We start from the raw sequence: 13,198 nt of genomic DNA, 5'->3' as shown, positions 1-13,198 counted from the left end.
TACGTCATCAACTGTTGCTATTCCATGACTTTACGTAGTTTTACATGCACTGACGCATGTTTGCAGGTGCAGCGATACACTGCTCCTCGTTGATTCGCAAAGTGAGAAAGCTCGAGGAGTAAAAATGGTTAAGGTGACCGCAGTAGTTATGGCATCAATTTTGGCATTAGGTTCTACCGCTGCCTTTGCTGCTGATACTACACCGGAAACTGTCCAACCTCCTGCTAATGATGCACTGTTGAGAGCGCTTGGCCAGAATCACATGTTTGACGGCGTTCGCTTGACCGAACATCAACGCCAGCAAATGCGCGATTTGATGCGCCAGGCCCGTTACGATCTGCCTGGTGTTAATGTAGACGAAGTGGAAACCATGCATAAGCTGGTCACCGCAGATAAATTTGATGAAGCCGCCGTGCAGGCCCAGGCGGAAAAAATGGCTCAGGAACAGGTTAAGCGCCAGGTCGAAATGGCCCGGGTACGCAACCAAATGTATAACCTGCTGACGCCAGAGCAAAAAAGTGTTTTAGACCAGAAGCATCAGCAGCGTGTGCAGCTGATGAAGCAACAGATTTCTGGTTTGCAGCAAACTTCTGCCCAGAAGTTGAGTATGACTGAGTAATCCCCTGTTTTTCCTTGCCATAGACACCATCCCTGTCTTCCCCCTCATGATGAGGGGGTTTTTTTTATTTCCATAAAATAAATTTACTTAAAAAACAATGGATTAATTCTATGCTAGACGGCGGCGGATTTTCAAAAACCGTTGAGTGTGGACGCGCCTTCTAACCTGGATACCTTATGAATACTTATCTAGGGAGAGCGACATTACTGCACGTTTTGCCAGATTTTTTTGCTTAGCTGACAAGCATCCCATGATGATGGCGGGACTTTTTTTACCCCGCATTCCGTTATACTAAAGCCCATAAACTTTGGTTGGGGTTTTTTATGGAACAGCAATATGCGCGGCTGGTGCAGTCCGCTGCTTTAGCCGCCACCGGAATGGCCTCCGTTCTACTGTTGATCAAGATCGTTGCCTGGTATCTCACCGGATCGGTCAGCCTGTTGGCGGCTTTAGTGGATTCGTTGGTGGATATTGCCGCATCGTTAACCAACCTGCTGGTGGTACGCTACTCGTTGCAGCCGGCTGATGAAGAGCACACCTTTGGCCATGGCAAGGCCGAGTCGCTGGCGGCGCTGGCGCAAAGCATGTTTATCTCCGGTTCTGCCCTGTTCCTGTTCTTGACCGGCTTCCAGCATCTGTATTCTCCGCAGCCCCTGAATTCGCCGGGTATAGGGGTAGCAGTGACTATCATTGCGTTGATTAGCACTCTCATCCTGGTGACCTATCAGCGCTGGGTGGTCAGAAAAACACGCAGCCAGGCGGTACGGGCCGATATGCTGCATTATCAGTCAGATGTGATGATGAATGGTGCTATTTTGATAGCACTTGGGCTAAGCTGGTACGGATTTCACCGTGCGGACGCGCTGTTTGCCCTGGGCATTGGGGTTTATATTCTCTACAGCGCGCTGCGTATGGGATACGAGGCGGTGCAGTCCCTGCTGGATCGCGCCTTGCCGGATGAAGAGCGTCAGGCAATTATCGATGTGGTATCGTCGTGGCCGGGTGTGAAAGGTGCGCACGATCTGCGTACGCGGCAGTCTGGGCCAACGCGGTTTATCCAGTTGCATTTGGAAATGGAAGACACCCTGCCGTTGATGCAGGCGCATATTCTGGCAGAACAGGTGGAGCAGGCATTGTTGCATCGTTTCCCTGGGGCCGACGTGATTATTCACCAGGATCCCTGCTCTGTTGTTCCTCAAGGCCGACAGGGGCATTGGGAACTATAATCAACAGACATAGGTCAATGTTGGGTGGATTGAGAAATCACGGTGTTAGCACGCCGTGCCATGTGAAGTTTTTTCCTTGATGTTGCGTGACCTGAATCAATTCAGCTGGGTGTTTTTGTTATAATATCCAGCAATAAAAGCCGTAAAGCTGGTTTTGCGCCGTTGGAGAGATACCCGGTGAGTCGGCGAATACAGAATTCTTAAGAAATTGCATCTACAGTTCAGAGGTAGTCATGATCAAGAAAATCGGTGTACTGACGAGTGGCGGTGACGCCCCAGGTATGAACGCTGCCATCCGTGGCGTTGTGCGTGCTGCGCTCACAGAAGGTCTGGAAGTATTTGGTATTTACGATGGCTACCTTGGTTTGTACGAAGATCGCATGGAGCAATTAGACCGCTATAGCGTGTCTGACATGATCAACCGTGGTGGCACCTTCCTGGGTTCTGCGCGTTTTCCAGAGTTCAGGGATGACAGCGTGCGCGCCAAGGCGATTGAAAACCTGAAAAACCGCGGCATTGATGCGCTGGTGGTCATCGGCGGTGACGGCTCCTACATGGGGGCGAAACGCCTGACCGAAGAAGGTTTCCCATGCATCGGTTTGCCTGGCACCATCGATAACGACGTTGCAGGCACCGACTACACCATCGGTTACTTCACCGCGTTGGAAACCGTGGTGGAAGCAATTGACCGTCTGCGCGACACCTCTTCATCACACCAACGTATCTCTATCGTGGAAGTGATGGGGCGTTACTGTGGCGACCTGACCCTGGCGGCGGCCATTGCCGGTGGTTGTGAATTTATCGTCCTGCCGGAAATCGAATTCAGCCGTGACGATCTGGTTAATGAAATCAAAGCCGGTATTGCCAAAGGTAAAAAGCACGCCATCGTGGCGATCACCGAGCATATCTGTGACATCGACGAACTGGCGCGCCACATCGAGCAGGAAACCAAGCGTGAAACCCGTGCTACCGTATTGGGCCACATCCAGCGTGGTGGTTCACCGGTTGCCTATGACCGTATTCTGGCTTCCCGCATGGGCGCGTACTCCATCGACCTGCTGCTGCAAGGTTACGGTGGCCGTTGTGTAGGGATCCAGAACGAGAAGATGGTGCACCACGACATCGTTGACGCGATCGAAAACATGAAGCGTCCGTTCAAAGGTGACTGGTTGGAAACGGCGAAAAAGCTGTACTAATCCGCCCCTGATGCTGCTAAGCGGGCGCGGTATATACGGCGCCCCTTCGGGCGAACATGTTCGCCTCTACAAGTTCAGCCGCATTGGCACTTGGTCATCAATCTAGAGCCTCCGTTTGGGAGGCTTTTTTTCGTCTGTCATCGCTATATTCCAGAATGGTCTAGTACCACATTTTTTATTCTTTAATTGTGAGGGAAGTTTCTGGCAGGCTTTGATGCTAAATCAACCGCTTGAGGTTGCGTCATTTTCTGGGGGAACGGCAATGCAAAAATGGGGTGTGGGTCTGACTTTACTGCTGTTGGCATCGAGTGCCATGGCGAAAGATATTCAACTGCTGAACGTCTCATACGATCCAACGCGTGAGTTCTACCAGGAATATAACACGGCGTTTGGTAAGTATTGGCAGCAGCAGACTGGCGATAAGGTTACCGTGCGTCAGTCACATGGCGGTTCAGGCAAGCAGGCGACCTCGGTGATTAATGGCATCGAAGCGGATGTGGTCACGCTGGCGCTGGCATACGACGTGGACGCCATTGCCGAACGTGGTCGTATTGATAAAGCGTGGATCAAGCGCCTGCCAGACAACTCAGCACCTTATACCTCGACCATCGTTTTCCTGGTGCGTAAAGGCAACCCAAAACAGATCCATGATTGGGCTGATCTGGTGAAACCCGGCGTGTCGGTTATTACACCGAACCCGAAAACCTCTGGCGGTGCCCGTTGGAACTATCTGGCTGCCTGGGGTTATGCCCTGCACCAGAACGGTGGTGATAAAGCCAAGGCTCAGGAGTTCGTTAAAGAGCTGTACCGCAATGTGGAAGTGCTGGATTCCGGCGCACGTGGCGCAACCAATACCTTCGTTGAGCGCGGCATCGGTGATGTGCTGATCGCTTGGGAAAACGAAGCCTTGCTGGCAGAAAAAGAGCTGGGTAAAGACAAATTTGAAATCATCACTCCGAGCGAATCCATTCTGGCCGAACCGACGGTATCGGTGGTGGACAAGGTCGTTGATAAACGTGGCACCCGTGATGTGGCCACGGCTTACCTGAAGTATCTGTATTCCCCGGAAGGTCAGACTATTGCGGCCAACAACTACTACCGTCCGCGTGATGCAGCCGTTGCAGCCAAATTCGCCGAGCAGTTCCCAAAACTGAAGCTGTTCACCGTGGATGATACTTTTGGCGGTTGGACTGAAGCGCAGAAGGTGCACTTTGCTACCGGCGGGATCTTTGACGAAATCAGCAAGCGCTGATCGCCATCTGTGGGCCATAAAAAACCCCGGCAAGCCGGGGTTTTGTTATTTCAGGCCGGATGAAATCAGGCTTTTTTCGCTTGGGCAGCGGCTTTGACGATCACGGCGAAAGCGTCAGCTTTCAGCGATGCGCCGCCAACCAGCGCGCCGTCGATGTCTGGCTGAGCAAACAGCTCTGCGGCGTTCTTATCGTTCACGGAACCGCCGTACTGGATGATCACTTCGGCTGCTACTGCAGCGTCTTGCTTGGCGATATGGTCACGGATAAATTTGTGTACTGCCTGAGCTTGCGCTGGGGTGGCAGATTTACCGGTACCGATAGCCCACACTGGCTCATAAGCGATGACGGTGCCTTTGAACGCTTCAGCGCCCTGGGTTTTCAGCACGGCGTCGATCTGGCGCGCACAAACTTCTTCGGTTTTACCCGCTTCGTTTTCTGCTTCGGTTTCACCGATGCACAGCACTGGGATCAGGCCAGCGGCTTTCAACACGGCAAATTTCTCTGCGATCGCGGCGTCGGTTTCTTTGTGATAGGTACGGCGCTCTGAGTGGCCGATGATGATGTATTCAGCACCCACGTCTTTGAGCATGGTGGCAGAAACTTCACCGGTGAAGGCGCCAGACAGGTTGATGTCGACGTTCTGTGCGCCCAGTGCGATGCGGCTGCCGCCCAGTTCGTGCTTGGCCAGATCCAGATACATGACTGGAGGTGCGATGGCAACGCCACAACCGTCAACGCTGCTCAGTTCTTTACGCAAGGCGGCGATCAGTTCGTTAACCATGTGAACGCTGCCGTTAAGCTTCCAGTTACCCATTACTAATGGATGACGCATGTGTTTTCCTCCAAAAAGGGGACGCGAGAGTCTAAATGACAACTGCCGGACAGGCAGTTTACCTGCCCAACAGTATAGAGATGAATCAGTGCAAAGGCTTTGCTTTTTGTCATTAATTGCTGGGGTATCAGGGTTCAGATAGCGTTAGCTTAATCGGTTCAACGGCGAAGGTTACCCCCTTATCGCCGTTATCTGCCACCACATAGCGTATTGCCCCGACCTGTTGCTGGTAGAAGTAGGAGCCTTTGCCTTTTTCCAGCAGGTTGTTCACCTTGATAATGCTTTCTTCCACGGTGAGTGTCGGTTCAAACTGTCGGCTCAGGGCCGCCATGTAGTTCACCACGATGGCTTTGGCCGCTTTTTCTTCGCCATCCTGCAACAGTAAATGGGTAATCTGCATGGTTTTAATCTTACCGGTGCCTTTTTCCAGTGCGGTAGAGGCGTACAGGTTTTCGTTAATCTTGCTGGCTGCGCGGGTCAGTAAAGGAGAGTCATCCTCTCTGGAGGGGACGACGCGAAACTCACCAATTGGCAGCGTTGGGTTGTCGCGGTTGTATTTTTCGCGAAATTGCACCACCGTCAGATCGAAGGTGGGCGCGCCAGCCAGTAAATAGGGCGCGTTCGCCGGAGCTTCGGTAGGCGTATCCGGTGGATCGGCCCAAGCACTGCCGATAGGGAAACACAGGCAGGCTATAACGATGATTTTTTTCAGCATGGTATACGGCATCGGTAACAAAGATGACTCCGATTAAAACGATAACCCGGGTGAATTGTCAAAAATTCCTCGTGATTGTCGTTTGCTGACGCAAGGCGGTGCGATGGTTTGCGTTTTGCCGGGGCTAGCTCAACCCGGTATGGCCTATGTTACACTGCGGCGCAGAATATGGGCAGGCCAAGAGTGCATGAATCGATGAGCTTACAGCAATGGTGTTTTTCCTTTAAGGGCCGTATCGGGCGGCGCGACTTCTGGATCTGGATGGCAGTCTGGGTGGTGCTGATGGCGGTGGCTTTCACGCTGGCCAACTACGATGTGGTAGCGATCCAAACCATCGCCTTTTGCATCGTGGCGCTGTTGTGGCCAACGGCGGCGGTGCTGGTCAAGCGCCTGCACGATCGTAATAAAAAGGGCTGGTGGGCGTTGCTGTTGATCCTGGCGTGGATATTGGCGGCTGGTAACTGGCAGATGTTGGCGCCGGTCTGGCAGTGGGGCGTGGGGCGTTTTATTCCGACGCTGATTGTGGTGATGATGGCGATCGATCTGGGGGCTTTTCTTGGCACCCCAGGGGATAACCGATTCGGGCCAGAGGCCGAACCGGTAAAATTCCGCTGAACTACCAGTAATGCTCGCTGGTGATATGGCCCGGCTTGCGGCGCAGATGTTTGCGCATCTGGTACTTCTCTTTCAGCGTTTGCTGGGTATCTCGCACCATCTGCGGGTTGCCGCACAGCATCACATGGCTGGTTTCGGCATCCAGGGTCAAACCAACCGCCGCTTCCAGCCGCCCATCCTCCAGCAGAGCCGGAACGCGCCCGGTCAATGAGCCAGCTACTTCTTCGCGGCTGACCACGGTTTGAATGCGTAGTTTGCCGTTAAAACGCTGTTGCAGCTGCTGCATCAGCGGCAGGTAGCTGAGATCGCGAGCAAATCGTGCGGCGTGCACCAATACCAGGTTGTTGAAGCGATCCAGATCTTTGCCTTCTTGCAGGATCGACAGATAAGGGCCGATGGCGGTGCCGGTCGCCAGCATCCATAAGGTATCGCAGTCTGGCACTTCTTCGAGCACAAAGAATCCGGCGGCTTCTTTGGTGACCATCACCTCCGCTCCGGGCTGCAACTGATGGAGGCTTGGGCTGAGTTTTCCTTCTGGCACTGTGACCAGATAAAACTCCAGGTTAGGATCGCTGGGGGCATTAACGTAAGAATAGGCACGCTGAACGCGCTCGCCGTCTATTTCTAGTGACAGCTTGGCAAACTGCCCTGCGGTGAAACTGTCGATCGGGGCATTGACGGTGATGCTGAACAAGCCATCGGTCCAATGTTGTACCCCTGTCACTTTGCCGTTAACCCATTCAGCCATACTTTTAACGCTCCCGTGGTCGGATCAAATAAGCACAATGTCGTGAGCCGGAGATGGCATGCGCGGTACGTTCTATCCGGTAGCCTTTACCAAACAGGCGGTGGAACAGTTGCAGTTCGGAGTTGCACAGGTTGCTGCAAGTATGGGCCGCCACGCCGATTGGGCAGTGGTTTTCCACCAGCAACATCCCCTGCGGGCTTTCCAACAGTTCCGCCATGTAGCCGTCACGCTGGCGTAGGTTAACCAGGCGATTGAGCTTGCTGAGATGGTCTTCTTCCTCTGCCAGCTCATCGGCGTACCGGTGATAGAGTTTATCCTCGCGAGCACGGATCAGCTTTTCTATGCCTTCGGCACCGAACAGCTCATGTGCTGACTCCAGCAGGATCGCCGAAAGCCGATCGTGTCCGTCGGCAAACTGGGCATGGCCCTGTTGGGTCAAAGACCAGTAACGCGTCGGGCGGCCTACTTTGGCGCGCGTTTCCTCGTAGCAAACCAGCTCACGTTGTTCAAGGGATTGCAGATGCTGGCGGATCCCCATCGGCGTGATTTCCAGCCGCTCTGCCAGCATTTTGGCAGAATGAGGACCCAAGGTTTTTAACTGCAATAAAATCAGCTCTGGTGTTTTCATAAAACCCAAATCCCTGTGGCGGTATCTTATTTCAAGTTGATGGAAATAATTATCGATTAAGTGTTAAAGCTAATCTGATACAAGTTTATCATTTTTAACTCTTTCCCGTTATGACAACAGATACGTACAGTTTGATTTACGAGACTGGTAGCGATAGATGCCAGTGTGACGGCGATCTATATTTGTCTGAAACTCGCTAAAAAAATTAGATTTGTTAGCTTATGCGACGCTGAGAAGCTGCTCTGTGGTTCCCCCTGGGTTATTGGGCGGGGTTGAGTGTCGCAACACTGAATAAGCTAATGAAGATAATGAGAAAAATTGAGAACTTCCACCTGCTGGTGATGCTGATCCTGCTGGTTGCCGTCGGTCAGATGGCGCAAACCATTTATGTGCCGATTATCGCCGATATTGCCCGCGATCTCTCGGTGCCCTCCGGCTCAGTGCAGCGCGTCATGGCGGCTTACCTGCTGACCTATGGTTTCTCACAGTTGATCTACGGACCGCTTTCCGATCGCATTGGCCGCCGCCCGGTGATCCTGGCTGGCATGATGATTTTCCTGCTCGGCGCCTTGGGCGCTTTGCTGGCCAACAGTCTATCGATGTTGGTGGCTGCCAGCGCGGTTCAAGGGATGGGCACCGGCGTGGCGGGCGTGATGGCCAGAACCATGCCGCGCGACTTGTATGCGGGCACTTCCCTACGCTACGCCAATAGCCTGCTGAATATGGGCATTCTGGTCAGCCCGCTGTTGGCTCCGGTAATTGGCGGGGGGTTGGCGATGATGTTTGGTTGGCGGGCTTGTTATGGCTTCCTGCTGGTGTTGTGCGCCAGTGTAGCGTTTGCCATGTTCCGTTGGTTGCCGGAAACCCGGCCGCAGCAGACGGAAAAACGCCGTATGTTCTCCAGCTTCCGCCAACTGTTGGCGGATGGCACTTTCAGCTGCTATCTGGTGATGTTGATCGGCGCTCTGGCCGGTATCGCCGTCTTTGAAGCCAGCTGTGGCGTGTTGATGGGGGGAGTGTTGGGCCTGAGCGGTTTGACCGTCAGTATCCTGTTTATCCTGCCGATCCCGGCTGCGTTCTTTGGAGCCTGGTATGCCGGGCGTGATGGCAAAACCTTCCACAGCCTGATGTGGCATTCGGTGATCAGTTGCCTGTTGGCCGGCCTGATGATGTGGATCCCTGGCTGGTTCGGGGTGATGAATATCTGGACGCTGATCGTACCTGCAGCACTGTTCTTCTTCGGTGCCGGGATGCTATTCCCCTTGGCGACCACAGGTGCGATGGAGCCGTTCCCTTATCTGGCAGGGGCTGCGGGTGCCCTGGTGGGCGGCATGCAGAATATGGGGTCTGGCCTGGCGACCTGGCTGTCAGCCATGCTGCCGCAAACCGGGCAGTTCAGCCTTGGGTTGTTGATGTTTGCCATGGCGTTGCTGATTTTGCTGTGCTGGTGGCCGCTATCGAGCCGTATGCAGCATCAGGGACATACCGCCTGATAGAGATGGGGCGCGCTCTGCGCCCCTAGGCGTCAAAGCAGGAATTCGTGCAGCGCTGCGTCTTTGCGATCCAGATAGTGGGTCGAACGGATGCGGCGGATAGTGCGCGATTTGCCTCGGATTAACAGGGTTTCGGTGGTGGCCATATTACCTTTGCGGGTGATGCCCTCCAGCAGATCGCCTTTGGTGATGCCCGTCGCGGCAAAGATCACATTATCGTTGCGCGCCATTTCATCCAGCACCAACACCTTACCGGCTTCGATACCCATTTCTTTACAACGGGCCAGCTCCTGCTCGCCGATACGGCGATTATCTTCGTTATCCCCTTTGACCTGATGACGAGCCAGCAGGCGGGCTTGCATATCGCCATCCAGCGCACGGATCACCGCAGCGGAGATCACGCCTTCCGGTGCGCCACCGATGCCGTACATCACATCCACTTCGCTTTCCGGCATACAGGTCAGGATCGACGCGGCGACATCACCGTCGGGAATAGCGAAAACCTTCACCCCGAGCTGCTGCATTTCTGCGATCACTGCATCGTGGCGTGGTTTAGCCAGAGTGATCACAGTCAGCTCAGTCAGTGGCTTACCTAGGCGGGCCGCGATGTTGTTCAGGTTGGTGGCTAGCGGCAAGTTGAGGTCGATCACTCCACGCGCCTGCGGGCCGACGACCAGTTTTTCCATGTACATATCAGGAGCGTGCAGGAAGGTGCCGCGATCGCCTACCGCCAGGACTGCCAGCGCATTGGATTGCCCCATTGCGGTCATGCGCGTGCCTTCGATGGGATCGACGGCGATATCCACCGCATCGCCAATCCCGGTGCCGACGTTTTCACCGATATACAGCATCGGAGCTTCATCAATCTCACCTTCACCGATCACGATCCGGCCATCGATATCCACCCTGTTGAGCATAATGCGCATGGCATTGACGGCGGCACCGTCGGCGGCGTTTTTGTCGCCGCGTCCCAACCATTTATAACCCGCAAGTGCGGCGGCTTCGGTAACGCGGGAAAATTCGATGGCTAATTCACGTTTCATGGCAAACCTGTCAGTGAGTAAAGGGAAGAGAATATCGGCAAAGTTTATCACAGGGGGGAGGCGGCAGGGCGAGGCAAAAAAAACGCTGCCCGTAGGCAGCGCTGTTGCAGAGTAAAACGAATCAGTCGTGATCTTCCCAGGCTTGCGCACGAGCCACGGCCTTTTTCCAGCCGCTATAGCGGAAGTTACGCTCGGTAGTTTCGATACCTGGGCGGAATTCACGCTCGATGGTGGCTTTGCTCTTCACCTCATCCAGATCGTTCCAGTAGCCAATCGCCAACCCGGCCAGGAAGGCTGCGCCCAACGCTGTCACTTCACGCACCTCAGGACGCTCGACACGGGTGCCGAGGATATCGGACTGGAACTGCATCAGGAAGTTGTTGGCTACCGCACCACCATCCACACGCAGCGCTTGCAGACGGGTATTGGCATCGGCTTGCATGGCATCCAGCACGTCGCGAGTCTGGTAGGCGATAGACTCCAGCGTGGCGCGGATGATGTGGTTGCTGTTGACGCCACGGGTCAGGCCGAAGATGGCGCCACGGGCATACGGGTCCCAGTAGGGGGCACCCAGGCCGGTAAAGGCGGGAACCACGTAGACGCCATTGCTGTCTTTGACCTTGGTCGCGAAGTATTCGGAGTCGGCGGCATCGCTGATCAGTTTCAGCTCGTCGCGCAGCCACTGGATAGAGGCGCCGCCAATAAATACCGCACCTTCCAGCGCATAGTTCACTTCACCGCGTGGGCCGCAGGCGATGGTAGTCAGCAGGCCGTGGTTGGAACGCACGGCCTCTTTGCCGGTATTCATCAACAGGAAGCAGCCGGTGCCGTAGGTGTTTTTCGCCATACCCGGCTGGACGCAGAGTTGGCCATACAGCGCCGCCTGCTGGTCACCGGCGATCCCGGCGATAGGAATACGCGTCCCGCCTTTACCCCCGATGTTGGTCTGGCCATACACTTCGGAAGAAGGACGGACGTTTGGCAGCATGGCGCGCGGGATATCCAGCGCTTCCAGCATACGATCGTCCCAGTCCAGCTCATGGATGTTGAACATCATGGTACGCGAGGCGTTGGTGTAGTCGGTCACGTGAACCCGCCCTTGAGTCATCTTCCACACCAGCCAGGTGTCGACGGTACCAAACAGCAGTTCACCGCGCTTGGCACGTTCGCGCGCGCCTTCGACGTGGTCGAGGATCCATTTGACCTTGGTGCCCGAGAAGTAAGGGTCGACCACCAGGCCGGTATTGTGGCGGATATACTCTTCCAGGCCATCACGCTTGAGTTTTTCACAGATGTCGGCGGTGCGGCGGCACTGCCAGACGATCGCGTTATAAATCGGTTTACCGGTCTCTTTTTCCCAGACGATGGTGGTTTCACGCTGGTTGGTGATGCCGATGCCAGCGATCTGGTCAGAACTGATATCGGCCTTGGCCAGCACTTCGACCAAGGTGGAACTTTGTGAGGACCAGATTTCCATCGGGTCGTGTTCTACCCAGCCGGCCTTCGGATAGATCTGCGTAAATTCACGCTGTGAAACCGCAACAATATTGGCATCGTGATCGAGCACTACGGCACGTGAACTGGTGGTTCCCTGGTCGAGGGCGACAATGTATTTTTTTTCGGTTGTCATAATTTTGAGTCCTACTGTGGTTAACCGTTTAAAGCCGTGCCAATCACGCTTTACGTTGTTCTGATTGAGGGGCCGGTTGCTCTTCTTCGAGGCAAACGTCACAAGGCAGATGGCGACCGATCAGCGCGCGGTAACCAAAGGCACCCAAACCGGCACCGACGATAGGGCCGAAGATTGGCACCAGGAAGTAAGGGATGTCGCGAGCGCCGGTGAAGGCCACCTTGCCCCAGCCTGCCAGATAGGCGAACAGTTTCGGGCCGAAGTCACGTGCCGGGTTCAGTGCAAAGCCGGTTAATGGTCCCATAGAGGCACCGATGACGGCAATCAGAATACCGATCAACAGCGGTGCCAGCGGGCCGCGTGGAATGCCGTTGCCGTCATCGGTCAGTGCCAGGATCAGGCACATCAGGATGGCGGTGATCACGGTTTCTACCAGGAAGGCCTGGCCAACGGAGATATGTGCGTTGGGATACGTCGAGAAAATACCGGCCAATTCGAGGCTTTCATTGCTGCCACGCACCATCTGGTGGGCGGCTTCAAAATCGAAGAACAGACTGTAATACAGCCCGTAGACCAGTGCTGCCGCGCAAAAGGCCCCCGCGATCTGCGCAACGATGTAAGGAAGTACTTTGCGTCCATCAAAGCAGGCGAACAGCCACAGCGCGAGCGTGACGGCCGGGTTCAGGTGAGCACCGGAAATGGCGGCGGTCAGATAGATGGCCATCGCCACCCCCAGGCCCCAAATGATGCTGATTTCCCACTGGCCGAAGCTGGCACCTGCCAGTTTCAGCGCTGCAACACAGCCTACGCCAAAGAAAATCAACAGACCGGTGCCGAGGAATTCAGCGATGCACTGGCCTTTTAAGGTCGGACTGATGGTTTGGCTCATAATATTATTGTCCTGCAGACGACGGTTATAGGTTATCTAGGCTTGGCGCGTTGGCGTTTTGGCCCTGAGCTACAGAGTTTTTCTTCACGCCCTCTTATCGGCTGAGGACGTGATGTAAATTTATCGTTAACGAGCATAAACGAGAAATAGCGAAATCAAAATGTGTGTACCTCGTCATAAAATTGAGCGAATTCGCGTTGTTCGGTGTTCTTTCTGCACCATAAAACGGTGATCTGACCAGTTATTTTGTCTCTATTTGTTAACAACCCTGCCGTTGGGCAGCGGCGACTTTCAGCTTTGACCGATAGCCA

At 54.5% G+C, this 13,198-nt stretch carries 13 protein-coding genes; 6 read left to right on the top strand and 7 right to left on the bottom strand.

Features of this window, described 5'->3' with window-relative positions; all coding sequences use genetic code 11:
• Window positions 1-124 precede the first annotated feature (124 nt).
• From cpxP to ACKWMY_RS15460, 4 genes are all read left to right on the top strand, one after another.
• Entirely contained in the window at window positions 125-619 is a 495-nt protein-coding gene (gene cpxP / locus ACKWMY_RS15475; RefSeq protein WP_024527899.1) for a cell-envelope stress modulator CpxP, read from the top strand.
• Window positions 620-942: 323 nt separating this feature from the next.
• Complete coding sequence (fieF, locus tag ACKWMY_RS15470; RefSeq protein WP_071683735.1) at window positions 943-1,845, top strand: CDF family cation-efflux transporter FieF; 903 nt, start codon at window positions 943-945, stop codon at window positions 1,843-1,845.
• Window positions 1,846-2,078: 233 nt separating this feature from the next.
• Window positions 2,079-3,041 (top strand): 6-phosphofructokinase, encoded by a 963-nt coding sequence (gene pfkA / locus ACKWMY_RS15465; protein WP_024527901.1) that lies wholly within the window; start codon window positions 2,079-2,081, stop codon window positions 3,039-3,041.
• A gap of 262 nt (window positions 3,042-3,303) precedes the next feature.
• Entirely contained in the window at window positions 3,304-4,293 is a 990-nt protein-coding gene (locus tag ACKWMY_RS15460; protein ID WP_409486571.1) for a sulfate ABC transporter substrate-binding protein, read from the top strand.
• Between the two features lie 65 nt (window positions 4,294-4,358).
• Here the strand turns inward: ACKWMY_RS15460 and tpiA are convergent, their stop codons facing one another.
• Together tpiA and ACKWMY_RS15450 are read right to left on the bottom strand one after the other, a co-directional pair.
• Window positions 4,359-5,126 (bottom strand): triose-phosphate isomerase, encoded by a 768-nt coding sequence (tpiA, locus tag ACKWMY_RS15455; protein ID WP_024482884.1) that lies wholly within the window; start codon window positions 5,124-5,126, stop codon window positions 4,359-4,361.
• Between the two features lie 127 nt (window positions 5,127-5,253).
• Complete coding sequence (locus ACKWMY_RS15450) at window positions 5,254-5,841, bottom strand: DUF1454 family protein (RefSeq protein ID WP_409486609.1); 588 nt, start codon at window positions 5,839-5,841, stop codon at window positions 5,254-5,256.
• A gap of 195 nt (window positions 5,842-6,036) precedes the next feature.
• Here ACKWMY_RS15450 and ACKWMY_RS15445 point away from each other — a divergent pair, with 195 nt between their 5' ends.
• Entirely contained in the window at window positions 6,037-6,456 is a 420-nt protein-coding gene (locus ACKWMY_RS15445) for a DUF805 domain-containing protein (RefSeq protein WP_021181880.1), read from the top strand.
• 1 nt (window position 6,457) lies between these two features.
• On the opposite strand, the gene fpr is transcribed toward ACKWMY_RS15445, so the two are convergent.
• Both fpr and ACKWMY_RS15435 read right to left on the bottom strand, forming a co-directional pair.
• Window positions 6,458-7,204 carry a ferredoxin--NADP(+) reductase gene (gene fpr / locus ACKWMY_RS15440; RefSeq protein ID WP_021181881.1) on the bottom strand — a complete coding sequence of 249 codons (747 nt, stop codon included), beginning with the start codon at window positions 7,202-7,204 and terminating at the stop codon, window positions 6,458-6,460.
• Window positions 7,205-7,208: 4 nt separating this feature from the next.
• On the bottom strand, window positions 7,209-7,832 hold the full coding sequence (locus ACKWMY_RS15435; RefSeq protein ID WP_021807227.1) for a helix-turn-helix transcriptional regulator: 624 nt from the start codon (window positions 7,830-7,832) through the stop codon (window positions 7,209-7,211).
• Between the two features lie 308 nt (window positions 7,833-8,140).
• On the opposite strand from ACKWMY_RS15435, the gene emrD reads away from it, so the two are divergent.
• On the top strand, window positions 8,141-9,325 hold the full coding sequence (gene emrD, locus ACKWMY_RS15430; protein ID WP_024527903.1) for a multidrug efflux MFS transporter EmrD: 1,185 nt from the start codon (window positions 8,141-8,143) through the stop codon (window positions 9,323-9,325).
• A gap of 32 nt (window positions 9,326-9,357) precedes the next feature.
• On the opposite strand, the gene glpX is transcribed toward emrD, so the two are convergent.
• The 3 genes from glpX to ACKWMY_RS15415 all read right to left on the bottom strand — a co-directional run bounded on the left by glpX (window position 9,358) and on the right by ACKWMY_RS15415 (window position 12,887).
• Window positions 9,358-10,368, bottom strand: coding sequence for a class II fructose-bisphosphatase (gene glpX, locus ACKWMY_RS15425; protein WP_409486570.1), 1,011 nt, complete (start codon window positions 10,366-10,368; stop codon window positions 9,358-9,360).
• Window positions 10,369-10,489: 121 nt separating this feature from the next.
• Complete coding sequence (gene glpK, locus ACKWMY_RS15420) at window positions 10,490-11,998, bottom strand: glycerol kinase GlpK (RefSeq protein ID WP_074029938.1); 1,509 nt, start codon at window positions 11,996-11,998, stop codon at window positions 10,490-10,492.
• A 43-nt stretch (window positions 11,999-12,041) separates the two neighbouring features.
• Entirely contained in the window at window positions 12,042-12,887 is an 846-nt protein-coding gene (locus ACKWMY_RS15415) for an MIP/aquaporin family protein (protein ID WP_024527906.1), read from the bottom strand.
• Window positions 12,888-13,198: the final 311 nt, after the last annotated feature.

Origin of the sequence: Serratia sp. J2 (assembly GCF_046269175.1) — a bacterium.
GTDB classification, from domain to species: domain Bacteria; phylum Pseudomonadota; class Gammaproteobacteria; order Enterobacterales; family Enterobacteriaceae; genus Chania; species Chania fonticola_C.
Note: the sequence above shows the minus strand (reverse complement) of the source record. Positions and strands in the feature narration are given on the sequence as shown.